Origin of the sequence: Prevotella rectalis (genome assembly GCF_900607215.1) — a bacterium.
In the GTDB taxonomy this organism is placed as follows: domain Bacteria; phylum Bacteroidota; class Bacteroidia; order Bacteroidales; family Bacteroidaceae; genus Prevotella; species Prevotella brunnea.
On the sequence record NZ_LR027822.1, the window covers coordinates 203,617 to 225,018 of the forward strand.

At 40.4% G+C, this 21,402-nt stretch carries 17 protein-coding genes; 10 read left to right on the plus strand and 7 right to left on the minus strand.

Going from position 1 to position 21,402, the window contains the following annotated elements:
* Nucleotides 1-505 (plus strand): transposase (locus tag E0E16_RS09295; protein ID WP_130829736.1); only part of this gene is annotated, 505 nt, incomplete at its 5' end.
* Nucleotides 506-1,274: 769 nt separating this feature from the next.
* Here the strand turns inward: E0E16_RS09295 and E0E16_RS09300 are convergent.
* The 4 genes from E0E16_RS09300 to E0E16_RS09315 form a co-directional block, all read right to left on the minus strand.
* Nucleotides 1,275-6,338, minus strand: a complete 5,064-nt coding sequence (locus tag E0E16_RS09300; RefSeq protein ID WP_130830081.1) for a hypothetical protein — start codon at nucleotides 6,336-6,338, stop codon at nucleotides 1,275-1,277.
* Between the two features lie 447 nt (nucleotides 6,339-6,785).
* Nucleotides 6,786-8,042, minus strand: coding sequence for a MobV family relaxase (gene mobV / locus E0E16_RS09305; protein ID WP_130830082.1), 1,257 nt, complete (start codon nucleotides 8,040-8,042; stop codon nucleotides 6,786-6,788).
* Between the two features lie 332 nt (nucleotides 8,043-8,374).
* Nucleotides 8,375-9,316: a DUF8464 domain-containing protein gene (locus E0E16_RS09310; RefSeq protein ID WP_130830629.1), complete on the minus strand. Its 942-nt coding sequence runs from the start codon at nucleotides 9,314-9,316 to the stop codon at nucleotides 8,375-8,377.
* Between the two features lie 364 nt (nucleotides 9,317-9,680).
* Nucleotides 9,681-10,874: a VapE domain-containing protein gene (locus E0E16_RS09315; RefSeq protein WP_130830083.1), complete on the minus strand. Its 1,194-nt coding sequence runs from the start codon at nucleotides 10,872-10,874 to the stop codon at nucleotides 9,681-9,683.
* Nucleotides 10,875-11,318: 444 nt separating this feature from the next.
* Between E0E16_RS09315 and E0E16_RS09320 the strand changes: the two genes are divergently transcribed.
* The 9 genes from E0E16_RS09320 (at nucleotide 11,319) to E0E16_RS09360 (ending at nucleotide 17,226) form a co-directional block, all read left to right on the plus strand.
* Nucleotides 11,319-11,594 (plus strand): helix-turn-helix domain-containing protein, encoded by a 276-nt coding sequence (locus E0E16_RS09320; protein WP_130830084.1) that lies wholly within the window; start codon nucleotides 11,319-11,321, stop codon nucleotides 11,592-11,594.
* Between the two features lie 8 nt (nucleotides 11,595-11,602).
* The gene (locus E0E16_RS09325) at nucleotides 11,603-11,905 is read left to right on the plus strand and encodes a helix-turn-helix domain-containing protein (RefSeq protein WP_066260776.1); all 303 of its coding nucleotides are present in this window, start codon (nucleotides 11,603-11,605) and stop codon (nucleotides 11,903-11,905) included.
* A gap of 153 nt (nucleotides 11,906-12,058) precedes the next feature.
* Nucleotides 12,059-12,547, plus strand: a complete 489-nt coding sequence (locus E0E16_RS09330; RefSeq protein WP_130830085.1) for an N-acetyltransferase — start codon at nucleotides 12,059-12,061, stop codon at nucleotides 12,545-12,547.
* A gap of 113 nt (nucleotides 12,548-12,660) precedes the next feature.
* Nucleotides 12,661-13,278: a DNA alkylation repair protein gene (locus tag E0E16_RS09335; protein WP_130830086.1), complete on the plus strand. Its 618-nt coding sequence runs from the start codon at nucleotides 12,661-12,663 to the stop codon at nucleotides 13,276-13,278.
* A 13-nt stretch (nucleotides 13,279-13,291) separates the two neighbouring features.
* On the plus strand, nucleotides 13,292-13,885 hold the full coding sequence (locus E0E16_RS09340; protein ID WP_130830087.1) for a type 1 glutamine amidotransferase family protein: 594 nt from the start codon (nucleotides 13,292-13,294) through the stop codon (nucleotides 13,883-13,885).
* 27 nt (nucleotides 13,886-13,912) lie between these two features.
* Nucleotides 13,913-14,314, plus strand: a complete 402-nt coding sequence (locus tag E0E16_RS09345; protein WP_130830088.1) for an SRPBCC family protein — start codon at nucleotides 13,913-13,915, stop codon at nucleotides 14,312-14,314.
* A gap of 22 nt (nucleotides 14,315-14,336) precedes the next feature.
* The gene (locus tag E0E16_RS09350) at nucleotides 14,337-14,867 is read left to right on the plus strand and encodes an HXXEE domain-containing protein (RefSeq protein WP_130830089.1); all 531 of its coding nucleotides are present in this window, start codon (nucleotides 14,337-14,339) and stop codon (nucleotides 14,865-14,867) included.
* Between the two features lie 34 nt (nucleotides 14,868-14,901).
* Complete coding sequence (locus E0E16_RS09355; RefSeq protein WP_130830090.1) at nucleotides 14,902-15,750, plus strand: AraC family transcriptional regulator; 849 nt, start codon at nucleotides 14,902-14,904, stop codon at nucleotides 15,748-15,750.
* 96 nt (nucleotides 15,751-15,846) lie between these two features.
* A complete protein-coding gene (locus E0E16_RS09360) occupies nucleotides 15,847-17,226 on the plus strand; it encodes an MATE family efflux transporter (protein ID WP_130830091.1) in 1,380 nt (459 codons plus the stop codon).
* A 148-nt stretch (nucleotides 17,227-17,374) separates the two neighbouring features.
* On the opposite strand, the gene E0E16_RS09365 is transcribed toward E0E16_RS09360, so the two are convergent.
* The 3 genes from E0E16_RS09365 to E0E16_RS09380 form a co-directional block, all read right to left on the minus strand.
* Nucleotides 17,375-18,559 carry a site-specific integrase gene (locus E0E16_RS09365; protein ID WP_130830092.1) on the minus strand — a complete coding sequence of 395 codons (1,185 nt, stop codon included), beginning with the start codon at nucleotides 18,557-18,559 and terminating at the stop codon, nucleotides 17,375-17,377.
* Nucleotides 18,560-18,564: 5 nt separating this feature from the next.
* On the minus strand, nucleotides 18,565-19,794 hold the full coding sequence (locus E0E16_RS09370) for a site-specific integrase (RefSeq protein WP_130830093.1): 1,230 nt from the start codon (nucleotides 19,792-19,794) through the stop codon (nucleotides 18,565-18,567).
* 619 nt (nucleotides 19,795-20,413) lie between these two features.
* Nucleotides 20,414-21,355, minus strand: a complete 942-nt coding sequence (locus E0E16_RS09380) for an IS30 family transposase (RefSeq protein ID WP_130828374.1) — start codon at nucleotides 21,353-21,355, stop codon at nucleotides 20,414-20,416.
* Nucleotides 21,356-21,402 lie beyond the last annotated feature (47 nt).

A 21,402-nucleotide genomic window follows, 5' to 3' on the forward strand; every position in this document is an offset into this window, starting at 1 on the left:
AGACTGCATGGATATGAACGAGGATGGGCTGATGGAATATCGTGAGCAGGTGGTGGTGTTCAGGAAGGGCGGTATCAACCATATAGCGCGTATCATCACCTATGTGGATATCAAGAAAGGAAAGATGCCAAAGTTGGTGTCCTTGCTTACCAACGACTTTGACATGTCCATGGAGACTATCGTAGCCATCTACCGCAGGAGGTGGCAGATAGAGACTCTTTTCAAGCAGATAAAACAGAACTTCCCGCTTAGATACTTCTATGGGGAGAGTGCCAACGCCATCAAGATACAGATTTGGGTTACACTCATTGCCAATCTATTACTGTCACTGCTGCAAAGCTCATTGCAGAGGCGGTGGAGTTTCTCAGGGCTGGCTACTATGGTGCGCATTGTACTTATGGAATACCTCAACATGAATAATTTCTTCAACATGCCGGATGCCGACATGAAACTCATGCTTGAAGCAGCGGCTGAATCGCCACCCGAGGTAACAGAAAATGAATAAGGGGGCTTGTCACTAACATGCTGTCATCCGAACTATTGTGTCTCAATGAGTTGGAATGAGGATTTCTATGTTTAGCGGACAGTAATAAAAAAATATAACCATGGGCAGAGATATTCATTTTACCGGACAACAATAATTCGCTAATAACATTTATTGCTGTCCGGTAAAAAAATATGATTTCGGTCTAAATGCTTAAATTACAAGGCTCTGCGATAAAACACAGGTCGTATAGGTAACGATTTAGAAATGAGCGAAGTGTACTGATACACAATATTTTGAATAGCCAAAGAACGCTCACTATTTCACTTACAAAGATAACCCTTTTCGAGGAAAAGTGAGCGTTTTTTCATGTTTTTCTTCTTGTCAGTGAAAGAAAAATGCGATTATAGTCGTTGTGAGCGGTTACGATGAATGAGCTGTTGCCGTACTCGTATCGCCACCTGCTTTTGGTGCATCTTTACTATGGTGCCATCATAGAAGCCATCTTGCGGAGTATCAAACAAATATTGCACAAAAGAGGTAGAAGCTATTAAAGAATCTCTGGATAAAACTTAGCTCCTCTTCATAGATCTTGATTTCTCGTTGTTGTTCTGAGATTGTTTTGTCTTTTCCCTTGATGGTATCCTATAAGAGAATCACCTTCCTACGGATTTCGTTTTTCTCCTTCTCTTTGAGGGGCGTTGTTGTCCTACCTTCTTTCTCTAATTCCGTAATACGCTCAAGTTCAGCGTTTCCTAAGAACGAGTAGAATGTTCCTTCTACTCGCAGTTTACTTAATGCTTTTATACGTAATTACATTTTCTCTAAATAAATATGCTTCTGACGAACCCAAATCAACCATCCGGTTTAAAATCCAAACATAGTCATCTATTAGAGTTTTGTCGTTTTTGATTTTTGAAATATGATTATAGAAAAGTCGCTTTATCATTCTCTCCGATGACACAGATGTCAATGACAAAGAGGCGATGTTATTTGATTTGAAAAGGTTTGACAGCCAACTTATTCCTTCGGGCAAAAATTCTTTTCCTCCAATTGTAGAAAACACGTTTATTACTGATGAAGCATTGTTTTTCCCTTTTTCAAGAAACACTTTTTTATAAAAATCTTTTTTCCCATTTAAAACACTCCAATCACTTTCATTCGGATTATCTTGATAATCCCATAGCAAATATCTAATGTCCAACAAAAGTTTTTGAATTAGCGGGTGTGTTCCATCACTTGGGATTAAATCAAACAGAACTTCCCATAGATTCCAAAAGTTGGTCTGTTGCTGTGAGTATTTTGTTTGGTCAATTTTTGAATTTCCATTGTCATATAATTTCAATACAAAATAATCCAAAGTAGTATTCACAAATTGGAGCAAATCGTCTCTTCCAAATCTTTGTCTTTGCGTATTTTTTGACAGTGAATTGACCAATGTAGTTAAAACAGATTTTGAAAAATCAAAATTTGCGCCCAAAAATAAATTGGCAAGATATTGTTCAATATCTGAAATTGATTCGTGATGAAATTGTCGAGATTCTCTTCCTCTGTTATATGAAAAATCTTCTTCTTTAGTTAAGTCGCCAATAACTATCGGTAATATGTGGTTTATGAAATGTGTAAAATCTTTATCTGCTGTGTCATATGGCGTAATTACAAAAGCTCTTGCCAATAAATAACCTTCTGATTTTTCTAAACTTATTTCTGCAAGGTCTAATTTTAAGTTTTTGTTAGATGCAATTTCCTGAACAAAATCATTTTCCTTTTTTAAACTTTTTTCATCTTGATTTCCATAGAAATTAGGATTTGCTTTTTTGAAATTAGAATACATAATGAGACCAAGCCAAACTCTTTTTGCTTCATTAGGAAATTGTTTGAAAAATACTTCTCTAAAGTATCGTATGATTTTGTCAAATTCGTGGTCGTGGAACGGTGCGAATAGCATATAAATCATTGTAGCTATTATGCCGTTTTTATCTTCTTCGTTATCAACATTTTGCAAAAGTAAATGGAAAGAAGATAAAGCAATTTCTTTTTCCATTATGCTGACACTCATATTAAGGCTATAATCTCTGCTAAATGTATCTTGAAGAATAGAAGTTGTTGCATCAGTAATTATTTTTATACACTTTGTTTTTTGCTCTTCATTTATGTTTGTTGCAAAATCTCTCAGTCCTAATACAGCTAACGTGATTGGTCTGTCATAAAGAATATTTAAGGATCTTGATGAAGAATATTGTTCATAGCAAGATAACCAAAATGAAAAATCAATAATTTCTTTCTTTTCGTAAGTTTTTGAAAGTTGTCCTGAAATATTCAAAGACTTTGTATCTGCTTCAAAACTTTCTTTATTGGATTCAATAAACTTTACAACTTCATCATCGTATTCAGGTTGAATAGGAAAACCACCAAGTTTTTCATCATATTCTCCAACTTTATGGTTTCTGATATCCATTTCAATTAAATTCTTTTTCCATATAACATCTTTACCATCATTTCGTGCTTTTAGTTTGTCAATTATTTGGTGAATTTCTTTATTTAATTTTCTAACATTAAATTGGTAGTCTAAAATAAAATCTCGAAGCCCTCTTTGATATTTTTTTCTATGTGGAAGTTGATTTGATTCCAAACGCTCTTTTTGTGCAAATGAAATATCATAATCCATTGTGGCAAACGAAGAGTATTCTTCAAGTGCTCGACTTAAATCCCACTCATAAAATTCCTTGACAGACAATAAAGGCAACATCGCTTCTTCAACTTCTCTGGGATAAGCAATAGCAACACTCGTTAAAACTGCTAATGGAGCAACATTATTGCTGTTTTTAAGAACATAATCAAATATAAACTTCAAGTTCTCTCTACTAACATCTGTCTTTCTTTTAGCCGTTTCTAATAAAAACTTCTCAAGGCTCATTAGCAATGATTCCAACGCGTAGTTTGTAACGCTTAAACCTCTGTAAGCCGCCCATAATTCCCACGCCGCATATAGTTTTGTTTTTGTTCCGTCATTCTGTTCTATTTCAATTTGAGAAATTTTATGCTTATATTCACAAGTAGCGTTTACATAAAATTCAACCGAATAATTGATAAAATCAATGATGAACTTCAAACCAACGATTGGGTGAATCCACAATAAATTGTAAAAAGGCGTTTTGTAAATTCCCGAAGGGAAAAAGGAATGTCTATCTCTTATTCCCCAACATTCCTCATCACGCAAAGAGTGTCTTGATATAAATCTAATTTCATTTGGATAATAAGATTCTTTTGGTGGTATATATTTCCAATTTTTCCAAGCTGTTTCAATAATCAATTCAGGCAATTCTTTTATCAAACGCTGGTTTCCTATACCTGAAAGACAACTTTCAATTACATTTTCGTAAAAAGAATTTAATCTCCAAGATTCCCGATTTTCTTTCTTGGTAAATGCTCTTGCAATAAGTTGTTTAATTTCTTCCTTTGAAATTGAAGCCAAGTCAAATAAAATTGAAATCAAGTTTGATGATTTACCTTTGACATTTTCATCTTGCCAAAATTCTTTTTCTTCTTCAACTTCTTTCAAATAGGTTAGGACAATAGATTTTGCCGCCTCTAATTCTGCGTTTTCAATTTTTTTGTATTGAAAAAGTAATCGGTAATACCAATTAGTGAGAAAATTGAGTATTGTAAGTTTTATTGATTCTAATTGAGTATTGTTCTTTTGAATAAAAAACAATGCTTCTTTCCAACCCGAACCAATCGGCAAAAGCAAATTGCTGTTGTTCGTTTTTTGGTCGTTTTCTTTGCAGCAAGTTTTTATGATATGCAAACATCTATTGAAGAAAACAGAGTTGTCTTCAAGAAGTTCTTTTTCAAAAGAAGTAAAAAATGAATTACTGTTTTCTGACTTAAATACAGCTACCAACAATTCATCTGCCCAATATTTCTCAATAGTTTGGTCAGCAATTGTTACCTTGATCAGTTCATTTATTTTACCATTGTTGTCAATTAAATAGTCTTCCACCCAAAGACGAAATGCTCGTCTAATAGCCGGCTCGTTTCCTAAATTGTTGAAAAAATCTTTTGGATTTGGAAAGTCTTCAAACTTTGAAGAAACATATTTTACTAATGCCCAATCTTCTAATATATCGTGAGTGGGAGAATACTTTCTGTTGTTGTTTTCTTGAAATACAATTTCATCATTTTCTAAACAAGCTATAGCCTCTGCATCAGACTTATCAGGTTTAGTAAAGAGTTTCATTTCCTTTGCTCTCTTTACTGCAATTTCTTTAAAGGCTTCTTCACGTTTAAGTGGAAGTCCATTTTTTGTATTGGTTGAATCTACAACTAATGAATTCCATAACTTGTCTTTAAACTCTGTCTGCGAAACATTAGCATAATCATCGTTTGTTTTACTAATTGCTAAGATTGAGAAGTCCAAATATTTCGGACTTTGCAACAACTTTTTGACTTTGTCGTTTTTTAGAACACTATTTAACTGCGGAAACTTTTCAGCTACAAGTTTTAATTCTTCTTCATTAAGCGTTGGAATGTCAATTATACATATATTGTCTTTATCAATACCAAATTTTAATGTAATTAAATCAATCGCATATTTCCGTGACGAAGCAATTAATTTAATTTCTGGGTGCTCTTTAAGTAACGCTAATAACTGTTTAAAAGCACATTCGGGGTCTGCTTCCAATAGCTTTTCCAAGCTATCAACGAAAATAATTTTTTCAGGAATAAGGGAGATACATGAGAAAATATTTTGTATTGTTTCATTTACCCCTTGACTTGAGAAAACATTGGCGAGCGTAGATTCATTGAATTGGTCTGCTCTGAAAACAAACACACTTGCATTAGGATAATCTTTTTCAAGGATCTCTTTGATTTCAGCTGATTTCCCAACTCCAGGTTTTCCTGTCACAATCGTTAGTTGGGAATTACTTAGACCAACTAAAATTTTTTCTCTTAATTCTGATCGTTGTAAATGAAATTCGTTTTCTCCTTTTCCAATATAAGTTTTTATTGGTCGTAAGATCTCATTGCTGTCTGATTTAAGTTTTTCAACGGCTTTGAAGTATGGAGTTAAATGTGTGTTATCAAAATGCTGAAAGAAATCTTTATCTTTAATACTTTCAAGTGTCACACTTCCACCATTTGGATTAAGCGTAGCAACATAAGCAAAAATACTGTCCCAAATATCCTTTTCGGTTGTTGCCGAATTTTTGTTTTTACTGAGTTTAATCAGATTGAGAAAATATGTTTTATCAATACTCCCTTCGTTTAGGAAATCATATTCCAAAACATCAACACATTTCAAAAACTCCCAAAGTTCTTTATCTGTCAAATATGTATTTTTATTTGCTTCTTTTAGCACCTCACGAAAAACATCTAATCGGTCTTTCTTTCCTTTTATCCTGTTTACTTCGGTAATAAAATCTGCTTCTGTTGCGTGATTTTTTGCCCAATTAAAAAGCGATTTAAGATGATTTCTTTCATCTTTAGTTAAACCATTCTTTATAATAATAAGTTTATCTTTTGATTTGTCAAAAACTGAAGTATTATTATAGTCTTTCCAAAAAGCATTAATTACCTCTTTGAATATTTCATTATCAACAGTAAATGATATATCGTGTTTTACCTGAATCAATATACGATGTTCACCACTTGCTGATTTTGCCGTAACCATAAAATCATCAGTTTCATAGCCTCTGTTAGTTACTTGTAGTGCAACCTCCGATAATTCACCAGAATCAAGACATGGAGCATTACCATGAATGATAAGAGTTGTAAGAAACGCCGTTTGAACGAGTTGTTCAAAGTTTGTCCCACCTCCTCCTTTTTGAAATACGCTTCCCTTTTGTGACATATTAATTTATTCCTTTAGTATCCTCCCCATTTTAGACAACAGGTTGGTGTTTGTTTTACTGTTACAAACCTACTTTTTTTCTTTCTATAACATAGTTATTTGCTGTTGCTATGTAGTTGCTACTACCCATATTATATGCTACCAATTATTTTTAATACTTTTGCAGGGTAGTTTAAAGTTGTAGAACTTTATATTCCTCCCAATACCTTATGAAAAAGTCAAGAAAATAAACTCGTCAGGGCGAGAATTATTGACCACCCAGTAAGGCAAAAATAGTTTGCTCCCCCTAAAAATATGATTTCGGACTAGATGGCCAGATTACAAGGTTCTGCGATTAGATGTAGGTCGTATAGAACACTCACTATTTCAGTTGCAAAAGTAACACTTTGTGTGGAAAAGTGAGCGTTCTTTCGTGTTTTTCTTCTTGTCAGCGAAAGAAAAAGGCGATTACAGTCGTTGTGAACGGTTACGATGAATGAGTTGTTGCCACTTCTGCTCGCACCAACCAGGAACAGATAGACCATTGATGGTAAGGATTGGTTGACGCTTCTCGTTGGTCGTGATGCGTAGCTCCGCATTTTCCTCCGTGAAGTTACGTTTGTACATTCCTGAATATACATCAGCAGTACCACGTACAGCTACCTGCTTTTGGTGCATCTTCACCACGGTATCATCATCAAAGCCCATCTTGCGGAGCATCAAACGAATATTAAGCAAGAGGTAGAAGCTATGAAAAAATCGCTTGATAAAACTCCGCTCCTCCTCGTACACCTTGATTTCCTTTTGCTGTTCAGCTATGGTTCTGTCTTTACCTTTGACGGTATCTTGCAGGAGTATGACCTTCTTACGGATTTCGGCTTTCTCCTTTTCAGAAAGAAACTTCTGTTGCTCCATCTCCCTTTCCAACTCTCCGACACGTTTTTCTGCTTTGTCAAGTTCGGAGTACCCAAAGAGCGAGTAGAGCGTTCCCTTTACTCGAAGTTTCCCTGCCTGCTTTTCCAACTCCTTGACTTTTTTGATTAGTTCTTCCTCCTCAAGTTGTTTTTGTTTCGTTTCTTTGAGCAGTTCCTTATAATATTCCATATTGGAGCGGTGCTTGGCTTCCGAGCCGTATATGCCTCTTTCCAGCCCGAAAGCCTTCATCTGTTCTGCGTATTTGGTTTGGTACTCCTCTAATTTCTTCGGAGTAAGCACATCGTCTGCACAGAGTCGTATCTTGCCTTTCTTTGTCTTGTACTTCCGCTTGCCATTCTCTGCTTCCGTCTTGGCTTTACGTCTTTCTCCTTGTACGATGGGTACTACCGTTGCGTGGATATGCGGAGTTTCCTCATCTGCGTGTAGTGTGGCTGCCACTACATTTTCCTTTCCAAAGGTGGAGTAAAGCCACTGCATTGTGCTGTCGCACCATTCTCCTAAGCGACCCTCGCTTTCAAGTTTGAGCATATCCTCGTGCGACCCTGAGAGGATAAAGCGAAGTGCCTTGACTTGGTTGTCTGCCACCTTACGGTAGATGTTTGCTGTGGTGATGCGGTGTTCTATGGCTTCCGTGCGGTTGGTGACATTTGCAGGAAATTGCACCAACTCACGGTTGAGGTGTGTGCGAGTTGCATCGACATTACTTGGCACGAATGTACGCTCGATGTGTGCGGTCATTGCCGAGTCGTTGCCACGAGCTTTGTCTATATGTAATACTGCGTAGCCCATAAGTTGAATATTGTTTTAAGGGGTATCCAAAGGGGCGGAGTCCCTTGGCTCAGAAGGGCTTTTTTAGCGGTAACGGAGTGGAGCGTGGAGAAAATGCCCTAATGAGCTATGGCATTTCTTCTAAATGCCGCTCCGCCCAATCCGAAACTCCCCTTTGAGGTGTTTGCATTCTCTGAATGCACAGAAGCTTTGTTGCTAAGTTTCTTTTTAGGAAACTTGCAGTTGGAAAAACTGCCATTGCTCTTGAAACAAAGCTATCTGTCTGCCTCTTGTTCTCTTTTAGTCCCTAAGGATACCCGGTTGATACTTGGTTTTAATTGCACTCTTTTGCCTTATCTGCGAAATCCACGCTTGACGACCGATTGCGGTTCCTTCTGTTTTTGTTCCATCACTTTCTGGTGAGAAACGTGATACTCGTTCAGGTCTTTATATCTGCCATAATGTCGGCTCATATCCTCTACTTTGATACCAGCCGATTGTAAAGACTGGAGGGCTTGTCGTCCTGCTTGGTCGTTGTCAAGGAAAGCTCGAACGGAGTCAATGCCGTTCTCGTGAAGATAGGCTATAGCTCGTGAAAGATTGCTGACCGAGTTCAGCACGATGGAGGGTGAGATGGTTTCTTTTCCTTTCATCGTGAAAAAGGACAGAAAATCAATAAAGCCCTCAAAAATGTTGTGTGCGATGTCTTTTGTCCCATCCACACAACCGATAACGGAAATATCTTTCGGAGCGATTGTCCCTTTGAAATGTCTGTCGTCCCTGAGTTCATATCCTCCTGTCCGATTGGGAAATCCTATGGCGGTGTAAGTTCTTCCGTCCACCTCGTAGCACACGGAACGCAGATAGTGCTTGGCAAGCAAAAAGTCAATCTTGCGCTCCTCCTGCAAATAGCGTTGCAGGTGTGGGGGCAGTTCCTCACTGATGCCTAGAATGCGCCTTGTGCTTGGGGATTGTTTTGATATTTCTTCCTTTGAAGGAGTTGCACGATGAAAGGAAAGAGCGTTCCCTGCCAAATGGCTCATTGCTTCGTGAGCATTGCACCTTTGCAACAACATCACAAGGTCTATGATGCTGCCACCTTTGCCCAAGCCGAAATCATACCAGAGATTCCGTGCAAGGTCCACTTTCAAGCTGGCGTTATAGTCTTCCCGATAGGGTGCATTGTAAAGGGCATAACTTCCGTATTGCTTGACGGGCTGTATGCCCCGAGCATGAAGGTAATCCGCTATGGATATTCCCTTAATACTTTGTAAGTCGTAATATTCGTTGTTCATTGCTGTTTTTGTTGGGTTTGGGTTATTCATATTCATTGTTCGTTATTTCATTGTTTGTTCTGTTTCCTCTTTTTATCTTACTACCCGTCGACACTCTGATAAGTGATTGACAGTGAAAGAGAAAAGTGTAACATTTCCCTCCATTTTATCTTTCTACTTATTCCTTCTACACCGTATAGCCATTCATTCTGCCGTAGAAGCGTAGCAAGATGGTAGTAAGCTGTGTCGCAATATGAATACCTCCTGCAATCCTTTCTCTTTCACCGTATTATCATCCTTTGTAGTAATGTAGTAAGGAGAATAGGAAAGGAAAGGAAAGAAAAGAGAAAGAAGAATTGCAAGGGAGAGGGATAACAACAGAGTGCTATGGCGGTTGCTCGGGGTAAATCTTGCGGACGGCATACACATATACGGGATTGCCATTTACCCTGCGGCATTCTCTCGCATAGCCTGCCTTTCGCAGGGCTTCACCCATCCGCTTGGCGGAGAGGGACTGTCGGGTATAGCAGGAGAGATAACCCACGATTTCCGAATTGGTCATATAGAAACGCTTGGTGGCTTTCTCCGCTTCCGTGGGAAAGGTGAAATAGCGGAGCAACAGCTCCATCTCGGTCGTATAGACTTGGAAGGCTTCGCTGTTTCTATGCAATTCAATAATCTCTTCATCATTAAACCAATAACGAAACCCCTCATTCAACAAGGTCTTGGCTTCGCCATACACGGCATCCATCGGAATGCTCTTGGCTCTGTCTATCTCTATCGCCAGCACCTCAAAAGGGAGGAAGTGTCTGCTTCCTGTCGGGTCGGTGAGGAAGTCGTTGCCATTGACCGAAGCCACAAAACTTGCCAAGTGAGGTCGCTCCTCGATATGCTTCTCGTAAGGCATACGGTACTTCACCTGCGGACAGGTGATAAGGTTCTTCAGCTCGTTCTCGTCCCGTTTGTTGAGGGCTTTGAGTTGGTCGTCAATGTTGATGATGAGATTTTGACCTATAAGACTCAGCACGTCTTTCTCCTGTGGGTATATCTTCCCCGTATAGCGGTAATCGGAGAGAGGGGGAGGACAGAGCAGGTCAAGGAACGTGATTTTGAATCTTCCCTGCTCGCCTGTCAGTACAAGGCAGGTATGATTACGACATTGCCTGTCGTCCATTGCATTGGCGACCACTGCCACGAGCCACTTGGTGAGATATTCTTTCCATTTCTCAGGATTGGCTACGCTCACGCAGTTGGCAAGTGCGGTAATCGCTCCTTTCTTGGCTTCTTCCATTATCGGTAAGCTGTGGAAATAAGCCTGCACAGGATTGATGCGTGGGGAGAAATCGCTTTCGATGATGCTGTACAGATTCTCAGGCGAGGTCTGTACGCTCGCTTCCTTGTCCAATGCTCGTTTGAGGGTGTTGATACGGTAGCGGTCTATGGCTGTGTAATCGTCCGTTCCTCGTGGACGGTACTCTGCTCGATGCAATACGGAGTTGTACCGAAACTCATATCGCTCCGAAAGGAACTCCTCTATTTGTATGTTCTTTGAGGTGTTGTCGCTGTTTTCTTTTTTCATTGTGCGGATTGCTTTCTGTTACTTGTTTTTGATGTTTGGCACGCTTATGATTGCCAAAGCCAAGTTAGACAGCCTTTTTCACAGAGCCAAAGGTTACGGTGTTCTTGCATTGTGGTGCATTGCATTTCTCTGCTACTGCACAATGGGAAAGCCCCTTTTCACTCAACAACAGGGAGAAACAGGCAAAATAAGTGTGCGGATTGCACGATGGATAACTGTGCAGTCTGCAACCTTTCACAAGGTTTCGCACTATCCGAAAGGAACAAATGGATTTTCGGGCGGTGCAGGAGGATTTGAAAAGGAAAAACAGGGGATGTATGGTGTGCGGACTTCCTGTCGTTTCCCTCTTCTTCCCTGCTTATCCCAACCCTTTCAAAAACCGAAAACTCCTGCTTACTTTTGCGTCAGAAATCAATAATTACGCAAATAAAACAACAACGAAAAATGAAATTTACAGCTATTGACACCTCTGCTTGGGAGGAATTGAAAGAGAGCATCATGGAGCTGACCGACTGCTTCAATGAGCATTTTACCCCACCTGCCGAACTGCCCGAGCTCCTGCACAATGGGGATGTATGCCGAATACTAAACATCAGTAAGCGGACTCTCCAACATTATCGGGACACCTCCGTGTTGCCCTTCATTCAAATCGGGCATAAGTGCTATTACAAACGTGAGGACGTTGAGAAACTCCTCGCCAAGTCTGACACTCATAAATAGAACGAACTATGGAATACGAAACCATCAGCAAAGAAACACCCGAGATGAAACAGCTCATCTCGGGTATCAGAAACCTAACGAAGCGTGTGCGAACAACGGCACAGATACACCGTCCTTTATTTGAGGGCGAACTCTATCTCACAGGGCGAGAGGTATGCAAAAGGCTCTTTCTTTCTCCCCGCACCTTACAGGATTATCGGGACAAGGGCATTTTCCCATACACGCAGATTGCAGGAAAGATACTCTATCGTATGTCCGACCTGCAACGGATTTTACAAGAGAATTATGTAAACAGAAACCTGCATCAATAACGGTGCAGGTTTTTCTTTTTCCTTCTGTATAACACAGTCTCGTTTTCAATTTGCATTAAATATTTGAGTTTTCTTTGTAGAGCCTATAAAAAACAATACCTTTGCAGTTGAGCGTATTATGTGTTTAAATATCAAAGACATCTTCTCAATAATATGAAAATAAATTTAGAAGCATTTAATCTGGAATTACTACAGAAGAGTCTATTATCCGCAGAAGAGAAAAAGGTTCTTCTTCGTTTATGGAATGATGAGTATCCTATTATTATATCGCATAGTTCATTGCAGAGTTTTAATCATTACTTAGATAGTTTAGAGAATGTCACACACTATTTATTGACGGACTTGTCGTACAATATAATCAAAGGATGGGCTTTTACATTTGATAGAGATGGTCTTCGTTGGTTTGCTATTATACTATCTCCGGCTATTCAGAAAAAAGGAATTGGACGTATAATACTGAAATATTTCATCTCAAAAGAAAAGCATCTCAGTGCTTGGGTTATTGACAACGATAGATATGTTAAATCTAATGGGCAACCATATTTGTCCCCCCTGTTATTTTATACAAAACTTGGATGTAGAATATCAAAGAAGGACACATCTGCATCTGGTGAACTTTCAGTTATTAAGATAGACTTTTAGTGACATTATAAGGTTAATTTTACGCCCCTCTACTATTCACCTGTTTATCTTCTCACCTAATTTTTTGTATTACTACCACATATAAGGTTTATTGCATTTTTAACTACATTGGAATGAAAAAAATAAATGATATTCTTAATCATATTCTGCGAATTGAAAATGGATTCAAGCATATCAACGATGGAACTACAGAAATAATGAAAATGTATCCCCAAAAGCAATGTTTTGAATTGGCACTTGACTTGTTCAAGCACGAAGCCTATCAAGCCCGAATGTTATCAACTACATTATTTGGACTTTTAGCTGTAGAGAATGATAATGCGCTTCGTTTTTTAAAGGAACAAGTAAGCACTGATGAAAATTGGCGTGTGCAGGAAATGCTTGCAAAGGCTTTTGATGAGATTTGCAAACACAGAGGATATGAAGCATCCTTGTCACTCATCGAAGAGTGGATAAATAGTGATAATCCGAATGTTGTCCGTGCAGTAACGGAGGGATTGAGGATTTGGACAAGTCGCCCATTCTTCAAAGAGAACCCATCGGTTGCCATTGCCCTAATCAGTAAGCACAAGGCACACGAAAGCGAATATCTTAGAAAATCCGTTGGAAACGCTTTGAGGGATATAAGCAAGAAGCACGCAGAATTGATACGGCAAGAGGTGGAGCAATGGGATTTATCCAATCCTCGAATTATGTTCACTTACAAATTTGCAGCAAAGTTATTAAAGTAAAAAAGATATATCAATGAAACAGAAAGTATTATTTATCATATTGAATGAATACACGGATTGGGAGGGGGCTTTTCTCTCTACGGCTCTTCACGTGGGCGTGATACCAGGCGGTGAAATAAAGTATGAAGTGCATACCATTGCCCCTACAGAAGACGCTGTCCGTTCTATCGGAGGTTTTAGAACTTTACCCGATTATTCTTTTGAGAATATGCCGAAAGATTATGCCGCATTAGTGCTTATCGGCGGCAACTGTTGGGACTCGCCTGAAGCAGAACTTGTCGTACATTTGGTACAGGAGGCTTTGGATAAAGGTAAAATCATCGGGGCGATATGCAACGGTGCTTCATTCCTATGTTCGCACGGTTTTCTAAACAATGTAAAACATACGGGTAACGGTCTCGACCAACTCAAGAAATGGGGTGGAATCGGTTACACTAACGCAGAGAATTATGTGGAAGCACAAACCGTCAGTGACAAGAATATTGTTACGGCAAACGGTGTCGGACATTTGGAATTCACTCGAGAGATGCTTCTATTGCTGGAAGCCAATACTCCCGAAAACATTGCTTCATGGTATGATTTCTATAAAAACGGATTTGTGAGATAAAATTATTTTTCTGAAATACTAAACTTTATGGTCGTAATGTCAAACATAAAAGCCACGTTTCCGTGCAATTTACAGAGCGTTTGGCAAGTCGTAACATCACTAACAGACTATTCGTGGAGAAGTGATGTTGAAAAGATAGAGGTCATATCAGACACGCAATTTGTAGAAATAACGAAGAATGGATATAAAACAACTTTCATGGTAACAAGACAAGAGCCTTGTTGTCGATGGGAGTTTGACATGGAGAATGACAATATGAAAGGACATTGGGTCGGTGTTTTCAGTGGCAATGAAAAGAATGCTACGATTGACTTTACAGAACACATTGAGCCTAAGAAATGGTTTATGATTCCGTTTGTGAAGATTTATTTGAAATATCGGCAAGCTCGGTATGTCAGAGATTTAAGGAATGTGTTAAAAAAAAGATGACCATAGAGTTTTGGAAACCATTATGACGAAATTAAAATTGATAATGATACTTCTCCCCGTTGTATTCATGCTTCACGAATACGAAGAGATTATCATGTTTAGGCATTGGCTTGACAGAAATAGGGACGAATTGAAAAGGCGTTTCCCTCAATTCGAGCAGTTTCTTGCACGCAGGGGACATTTTGATTATTCCACAGCCACATTTGCTATTGGGACTGTCCACGAGTTCATTCTGATTTCCCTCATTTCTTTCTGTGCCGTATGGTTGGATGCTTATCAATGGTGGTTTGCTGCATTTGCAGGGTATTCCCTCCATCTTATAGTACATCTTGCTCAATGGGCAATATACCGAAAATATATACCTGTTATCATTACCACAATCTTGACTTTGCCTTATTGTGTCTATGCCTTTGTTGAATTGGCAAAGACTTCCATTCTATCTCCTTTGCAGATGTTCTTATGGTCAGTTGTTGGGATTATCCTAACAGTGCTTAGCTTACTCTCTGCTTTTTTCGTGATGAGCAAGTTTCAACAATGGCAGGATAGACATTGAGAGTGTATTGTCAAGAATAAAATAAGTACAAGAAATGTCCCAATTACCCATCCATAGAAGTTCACAGCTCTCAGATTTCGGAGTCTATCTTAAGAGTGTCGTCTCCCAGACATCGGCACCTTCGGAAAGATACGCTTTCTCCCATACTGACGATTATTATTTCTTTGGATTCATAGAGGATGGGCAATGCCGTCTGGATATTGATTTCAAGGAATACGCTTTCGGGAAAGGAAGTTTGGCTATCATCCGTCCGGGACAGGTGCATCGCATCATTGATGCTTCCAATCTTTCTGCAAAATTTCTCATTATCGACTCGGTACTGGTGGATAAGGAGGAAAAACGAACGCTTGAGGGATATGGTTGTCCCCAAAGACAACTATCCGACATATCGGAACTGAAACTATTACTATCGCTTCTTGACCGCAAATTGGGTTGTATGGAAAATCCATCTGCCAAAGCAATAGTTCAGCGACTGACCACCGTCATCGTGGGATTGGTCGTGGATAACGTTGCGAATACAATGATAGCTCAATCCGTATTTCAGAGTACTATGACCAGACACAAGGAAATAGTATGGGAATTTCGGGATTTGCTGGAAAACAATATTCGAATTAACCGTTCGCCATCATTCTATGCCGGACGGCTGAACATTACCGTTGCCTACCTGAATGAGGCGGTAAATGCTGTTCTGGGGACAAGCGTGAGCCGTCATATTCAAGACGAGATTATTTTGTTGGCAAAGCGGAAGTTGGTCTATACGACAGCCTCCGTCAAGGAGATAGCGCATAGTCTGGGATTTGACAATTACTCCTACTTTACACGACTGTTTACTAAGGTCGAAGGAGTCTCTCCCACGCTTTTCAGAAAGAATTACCACGAATAGTGCTATTATCACCGTTGTCCGTCTATTGCGACAGCCTGTATCCCTCCGTACCTTTGCAGCGGAATTTATTCACTTAAAAAGATACGGATTATAAAGATGAACAACGCTGTAAATATTCTACAAGAAGGAAGTATGATGAAAGCCCTGACAAAGTTGGGGATACCTATTGTCATCGCAATGCTGATTATGGCAATATACAATGTGGTGGACACTTTCTGGGTTGCACGTCTGGGAACTCTTCCCGTTGCCGCCGTATCGGTTGTTTTTCCTCTGTCGCTGTTGTTTCTCGGGATAGGGCTGATGTTCGGTGTCGGCGGCGGAGTGTATGTATCCCGTCTGTTGGGGGCAAAGCAGATTGTCAAGGCAAGTCAGGTCGCTTCCGTCTCAGTGGTTACTTCTGTGATTTTGGCTGCCCTCATTGCCTTTATGTGCAATGCGTTCCTGCCGGACATCCTGCTGTTTATGGGAGCAAACGAGGGCATGATGCACTTGGCAGAAACATACGGCAGACTCTTCATCATCAGTTGTGTCATAGGTGCATTGAATGTGTCGATGTCCAACATCATTGTTTCACAAGGTGCATCGAAAACATCTGCAATGGCAATGATTATCGGCTCTATCGTCAATGTTGCATTAGACCCCTTGTTTATCTACACTTTCAATTGGGGCGTGGAAGGTGCGGCATGGGCAACCATTCTTTCAAGAATTACCACGACAGCCATTTATATTCGCTTCTTCTTCTCGAAAGCAGAGGTGAAAGTATCGTTTACCCTGTTCGCTCCCACAATGAGAATGTATGCGGACATCATCAAGATAGGCATCTCGATGCTCTTTCTGCAATTGCTCCAAACCCTTTCCGTCAGTCTGTTGCAGAGAGCAGCCGTGAAATATGGAGCGGAGGCTGTCGCAGCGGTGGGTATCGTTCTGAAGATTGTAACATTGGGAACAAACGTGGTCTTCGGGTTTGTCAAAGGATTGCAACCGATGACTGGCTATAACTACGGAGCAGGCAACTTCCAACGATTAAAGGAAGCAGTGCGCTGTTCCCTGATACTCACAACCTCGTTTTGTGTGCTTTGGAGCATACTCATAATGGGATTTACCTCTCCTGTCATCAGTTGTTTCGGCAAAGACGAAACTATGCAGGGAATTGCAAGGATAGCCCTTCGAGCCAATACGATTATGTTCTTCACTTTTGGATTTCAATTTGTGTATTCCACGCTATATATGGCAATCGGAAGAGCAAGGCAGAGCCTTCTGCTCAATATCGGACGACAAGGTCTGTTTTTTATCCCTGCCATATTACTGCTTCCATCATATTGGGGACTGAATGGTGTGCTTTATGCCCAGCCTGTCGCCGACATCTTTGCAACTTTGATGACACTGTTCTTTGTCGTCCGAATTCACAGGGAGATAAGCCATCAATCACATCTCACAACAGAAAAGGAAAACAACTCCTACTGCCAACAGATATAATATTTCAGATTTATTTGCTTAGGGCACGAACGAGCGAGGAACACGCACAAGGAGTTAAAATATCGTTAGTCTTCCTTTAGGGATAGATTTATGTTTATAGAATCTTTTCTCATTTATTAAATATAAATCTCTAATGACAGATGTGAGTTTATTCGTGTTGTGCAGAAATTTTTATTAGCCTGTCCATATCCCTTGAAATCTTTTGGTCGGTGATTTGCGCATAGATTTGCGTGCTGGCAATAGAGGCATGTCCCATCATCTTTCCAATACTCTCAATTGGTATGCCAGCTTCCAATGTCAGCGTACCGAATGTATGGCGGGCTACATGAAAGGAAAGGGATTGGCGAATGCCACAAGCCAAGCCAACAGCCTTGAGGTGCATACCTATCTGTATTCTACTCAAATAAGTTGCAAAGATGGGGCTATCCTCTTTCTTGTCTTTCTGAGGATAGAGCGAGAGTATTTGCTCGGCTATCGGGTGCAGGGGCGTGATGCTCTCTACAGCTGTCTTCTTCCTGTACTGACGGATATAGCGTATCCCTGCATTGTTTGTTTCAACATCACAGTATCGTAACTTGCTCACATCGGCAAAAGCCAAACCTGTGAATACGGAGAAAAGAAAAATCCTCCGCACAAATTCTGCCTGTTCGGTTTGAAAGGGCATAGCCAACAGACGGGCGACATCCGTCTTGCCCAGACAGCGAATTTTTCGCTCCACCCGCTCATACTTGGCTTCTTCAAAAGGATTATAACGAATGGTTTGCTGGCTCACAGCCCTATACATCAATCGGCTTAACCAAAAGAGATTTTGTTTCGTTGTTGATAAGGCATAACCTTTACGCTTGAAATGGATACGATAATCATCGAAGAACTCCATCGTAAGGCTCGTAAGAGGAATGTCTGTTTTTCCTCTACTTTTCACAAAGAGTTCCAGCTGCCTGTGGTAGCAAGAGCAACTTTGGTATGTGCTTAAGACTCTTGTAGATTGAATTGTCGATAATACCTCTCGGCTAAGAGCAAGCAAAGTGGTCGGATTTGCTCCGACACCTTGCAAGTGGTTTTTAAGCAGCTCAGCACTCACCGCACCAAATTGCAGGAGCAACGTATCATACCCCTGCTCAATCTTCTCACGAAACGAATGCAAGCGTTGGTTCTGCTGCTTGTCGTTGGTTTCCTGTCGCTTTACGCTCCAATTGCCGGGCAATGTGTATTCTCCTGTGGACATCACGACTTTTGAGCCGTCTATCGTAATGCGGCAAAGGATTGCCGTTGTGCCATCCGCTTTCAGTTTACTGCGATTGATGTAGAATAAAATGTTGAATGTACTGCGCATAATCCTCAAAGGCTAAGGGTTAAATCTTCTGTAAAAGAGAGAAAGCGACCAAATTCCTCAAATACTTTCTTCGGTGTTACATGGGCATAACGCTCGGTGGTCTCAATCTTGCTGTGTCCAAGCATTTTACTCACCGTTTCAATCGGCACTCCATTCTCCAAGGTTATCAATGTCGCAAAGGTGTGTCGTCCGATATGTGCGGTCAAGGGAAAGGCAATTCCTGTTCTCAGCTGCAGGGCTTTCAGGAGGAAACGATAGGTCTCGTAGCTGATAGTCGGCAAAAGCGTGTCCCGTTCATCCGAATGGTATGTATCAAGCAGAGCAACGGCTTGGGGAAGAAGTTTTACCCGACAAAGGGTGTTTGTCTTTTGCCTTCTGAATTTAAGCCACATAGCACCTGCATCATCCTGCACAAGATGTTCCTTGCGCAGATTCGTCATGTCGCAAAAGGCTGTGCCTGTGTAGCAGGTGAACAGGAAAAGGTTACGGGCAAGTGTCATTTCTGTTTCCTCCTCTTCTAATCTGACTTGCTTTATCCTATCAAAAGAAGCCCTATCCAACGCTCTGGGCAGTTTACTCTCTCCTCTGTCTATCTTGACAAGGTCAAAGAAAGGACGGTCTATGATACCCTCGCGAAAAGCCAAACGGCATACTTTCTTGACCGCCAATGCCATCTTGCGGTAATAACTCTGTGAATGACCATGTTTTCCCACGCTGTATTCATGCAAGCCGTCCAAGAAATCCTTGGTTAGTTGCCCAAAGGTAATGTCGCCGGTATGGTATCGCTCTTGTATAAAGACTTGCAGATGCTTTCGGAGCATGTAATACATCGAGTGCCAACGTGCCGAAATCTCCACGCCAACCAATTGCTTCTCGTCTTCTACCATCTGGTCGTAGCGTTGCAAGAACGTAGTGCGGTTCTGCATTGAGCCTTGGAACTGCTCCTTGATGTCTTTTGCAGAGAACTCTATACCTCTATCACAAAGCGTTTGGTACGCTCGTTGTACAGAGAGAAGCAGTTGTTCCAACTTTGCATTGGTTGCCACTGCTTCACGGCTCTTGCCATTCAATCGGCTCTCTCGCACATTCCACAATTTGGGATTGCACGACAGCTTACTGCTGAATTGAGCCATCGTGCGATTATAGGTTATCCGTCCCATTATCGGAGCCTGCCCCGACTTGTCCAAACCGCTCTTTTTGAGGTAGAGCAACACCTTCATTTTTTCTTTTTGCATACGCTTCTGTTTTTGTGGGCAAAGTTACCCGTTTTTGAAGTGTTTTCAGTTATGCAAAACATTGTGATTCAGCGCATAAACATCATAATGGAAGAAATCGTCTCCCTTGCACAAACTGCTTATCGTTACCTCGCTTTATCCACAAACACTTGACTAACGATTTGGTAACGTATCTTATGCACAAATGCACATTTTCTGCACTTTCACCATCAAAGCTGTACACGGCAATAATCCGTATTTCTCACACATTCTCAATCACTTACCATCAATCTACATAAATCAACCTTTTTCTTGCATTTGCCCGGTAAAATGTGTACCTTTGCTCATGGTTACTTGAATTTATGTTAGAAAAAACAAAGGTAACAAAAGGGCTGAATTCCATGCGAGGAATCCGACCCTAATTTTATGCTCAAAAAAAGTTTTCGCGGACAGCAATAATGAATTATCTTGTCTTATACGGATTTAGCTTGTCACAATTCTGACTATAAAAAAAGTAAGAAATTATGACAAAACGTAAAACCCCGCGCGAATTTTCGTATTCGTTCAAGCTGCAAGTGTTAATTGATTATTATTCTAGCGGTTCTTCTCAAGCGCGCAGAGTCAACCAGCAAGTGCAAAATTATAAAACGTATTTGAAGAATTCACACTTTGGAGTAGAAAAGTTTAATTTTTCTCTCGGTCTTTCGTTCAATTTCTTTTGTATCGACATAATTCTCTTGTCTGTGTAATGTTCAAACGAATCCTTTTTCGGTATATATTGTCTGATTAGTTTATTTGTATTCTCAATAGCTCCCTTTTGCCAAGAACAATATGGATCAGCGAAGTATACGGGCACGCCCAAGAACTTGGTAATATCCTTATGTGCCGCAAATTCAGGTCCGTTGTCTGTTGTAATGGTCTTCAGAATGTCCTTGTATGGTAGCAGCAGTTTTCTAACTACCTTTGCCAGAGGCTTTGCCTGCTTCCCAAATGGCAGTTTCTGCATAAGCAGCATATTGGTGGATTTCTCTACCAGTGTGAGTATGGCATGCTGGTCAGGGTCTACGATCAAGTCCATCTCAAAATCTCCAAATCTCTTCCCGTCAACTTCCTTACTTCTTTCATGGATACTCAACCTGTCTTTAATTGGAAAATGCCTGCCCTTGGGACGATGCCTGTATTTCATCTTATGCCTTGTGTGTTTGGCAAGTTCCCCTGTTGTATCATTATGAATGATATTATAAATGGATTGGTGGGACACCTTTATTCCCTCATTCTTGCGCAGATAACCTGATATTTGTCGTGGAGACCACTGGTCATTGGTGATATATTCCTTAATTCTCCAGACTAATTCGTTAGAGAGCCTGGCGTTCTTTACCGTTCTCTTTCTGCGCTGCATAGCCATATCGTGCGCCTTTGTCCAGATATACTTTTCTGATGGCGTGCTGTTGCGTTTGATTTCACGTGATAGTGTTGACTGACTGATGCCGACGATTGTGGCAATCTCTTTTCTCCCTGTTTTCTTTTGGAGTAAGGCGAAAATTTGCGACCTTTGCTCCGAGGTTAATTGATGATATTTCACAATACAAAGTTAATTAATCTTGGGGAGACAGAGGTCTCCCTTTTTTA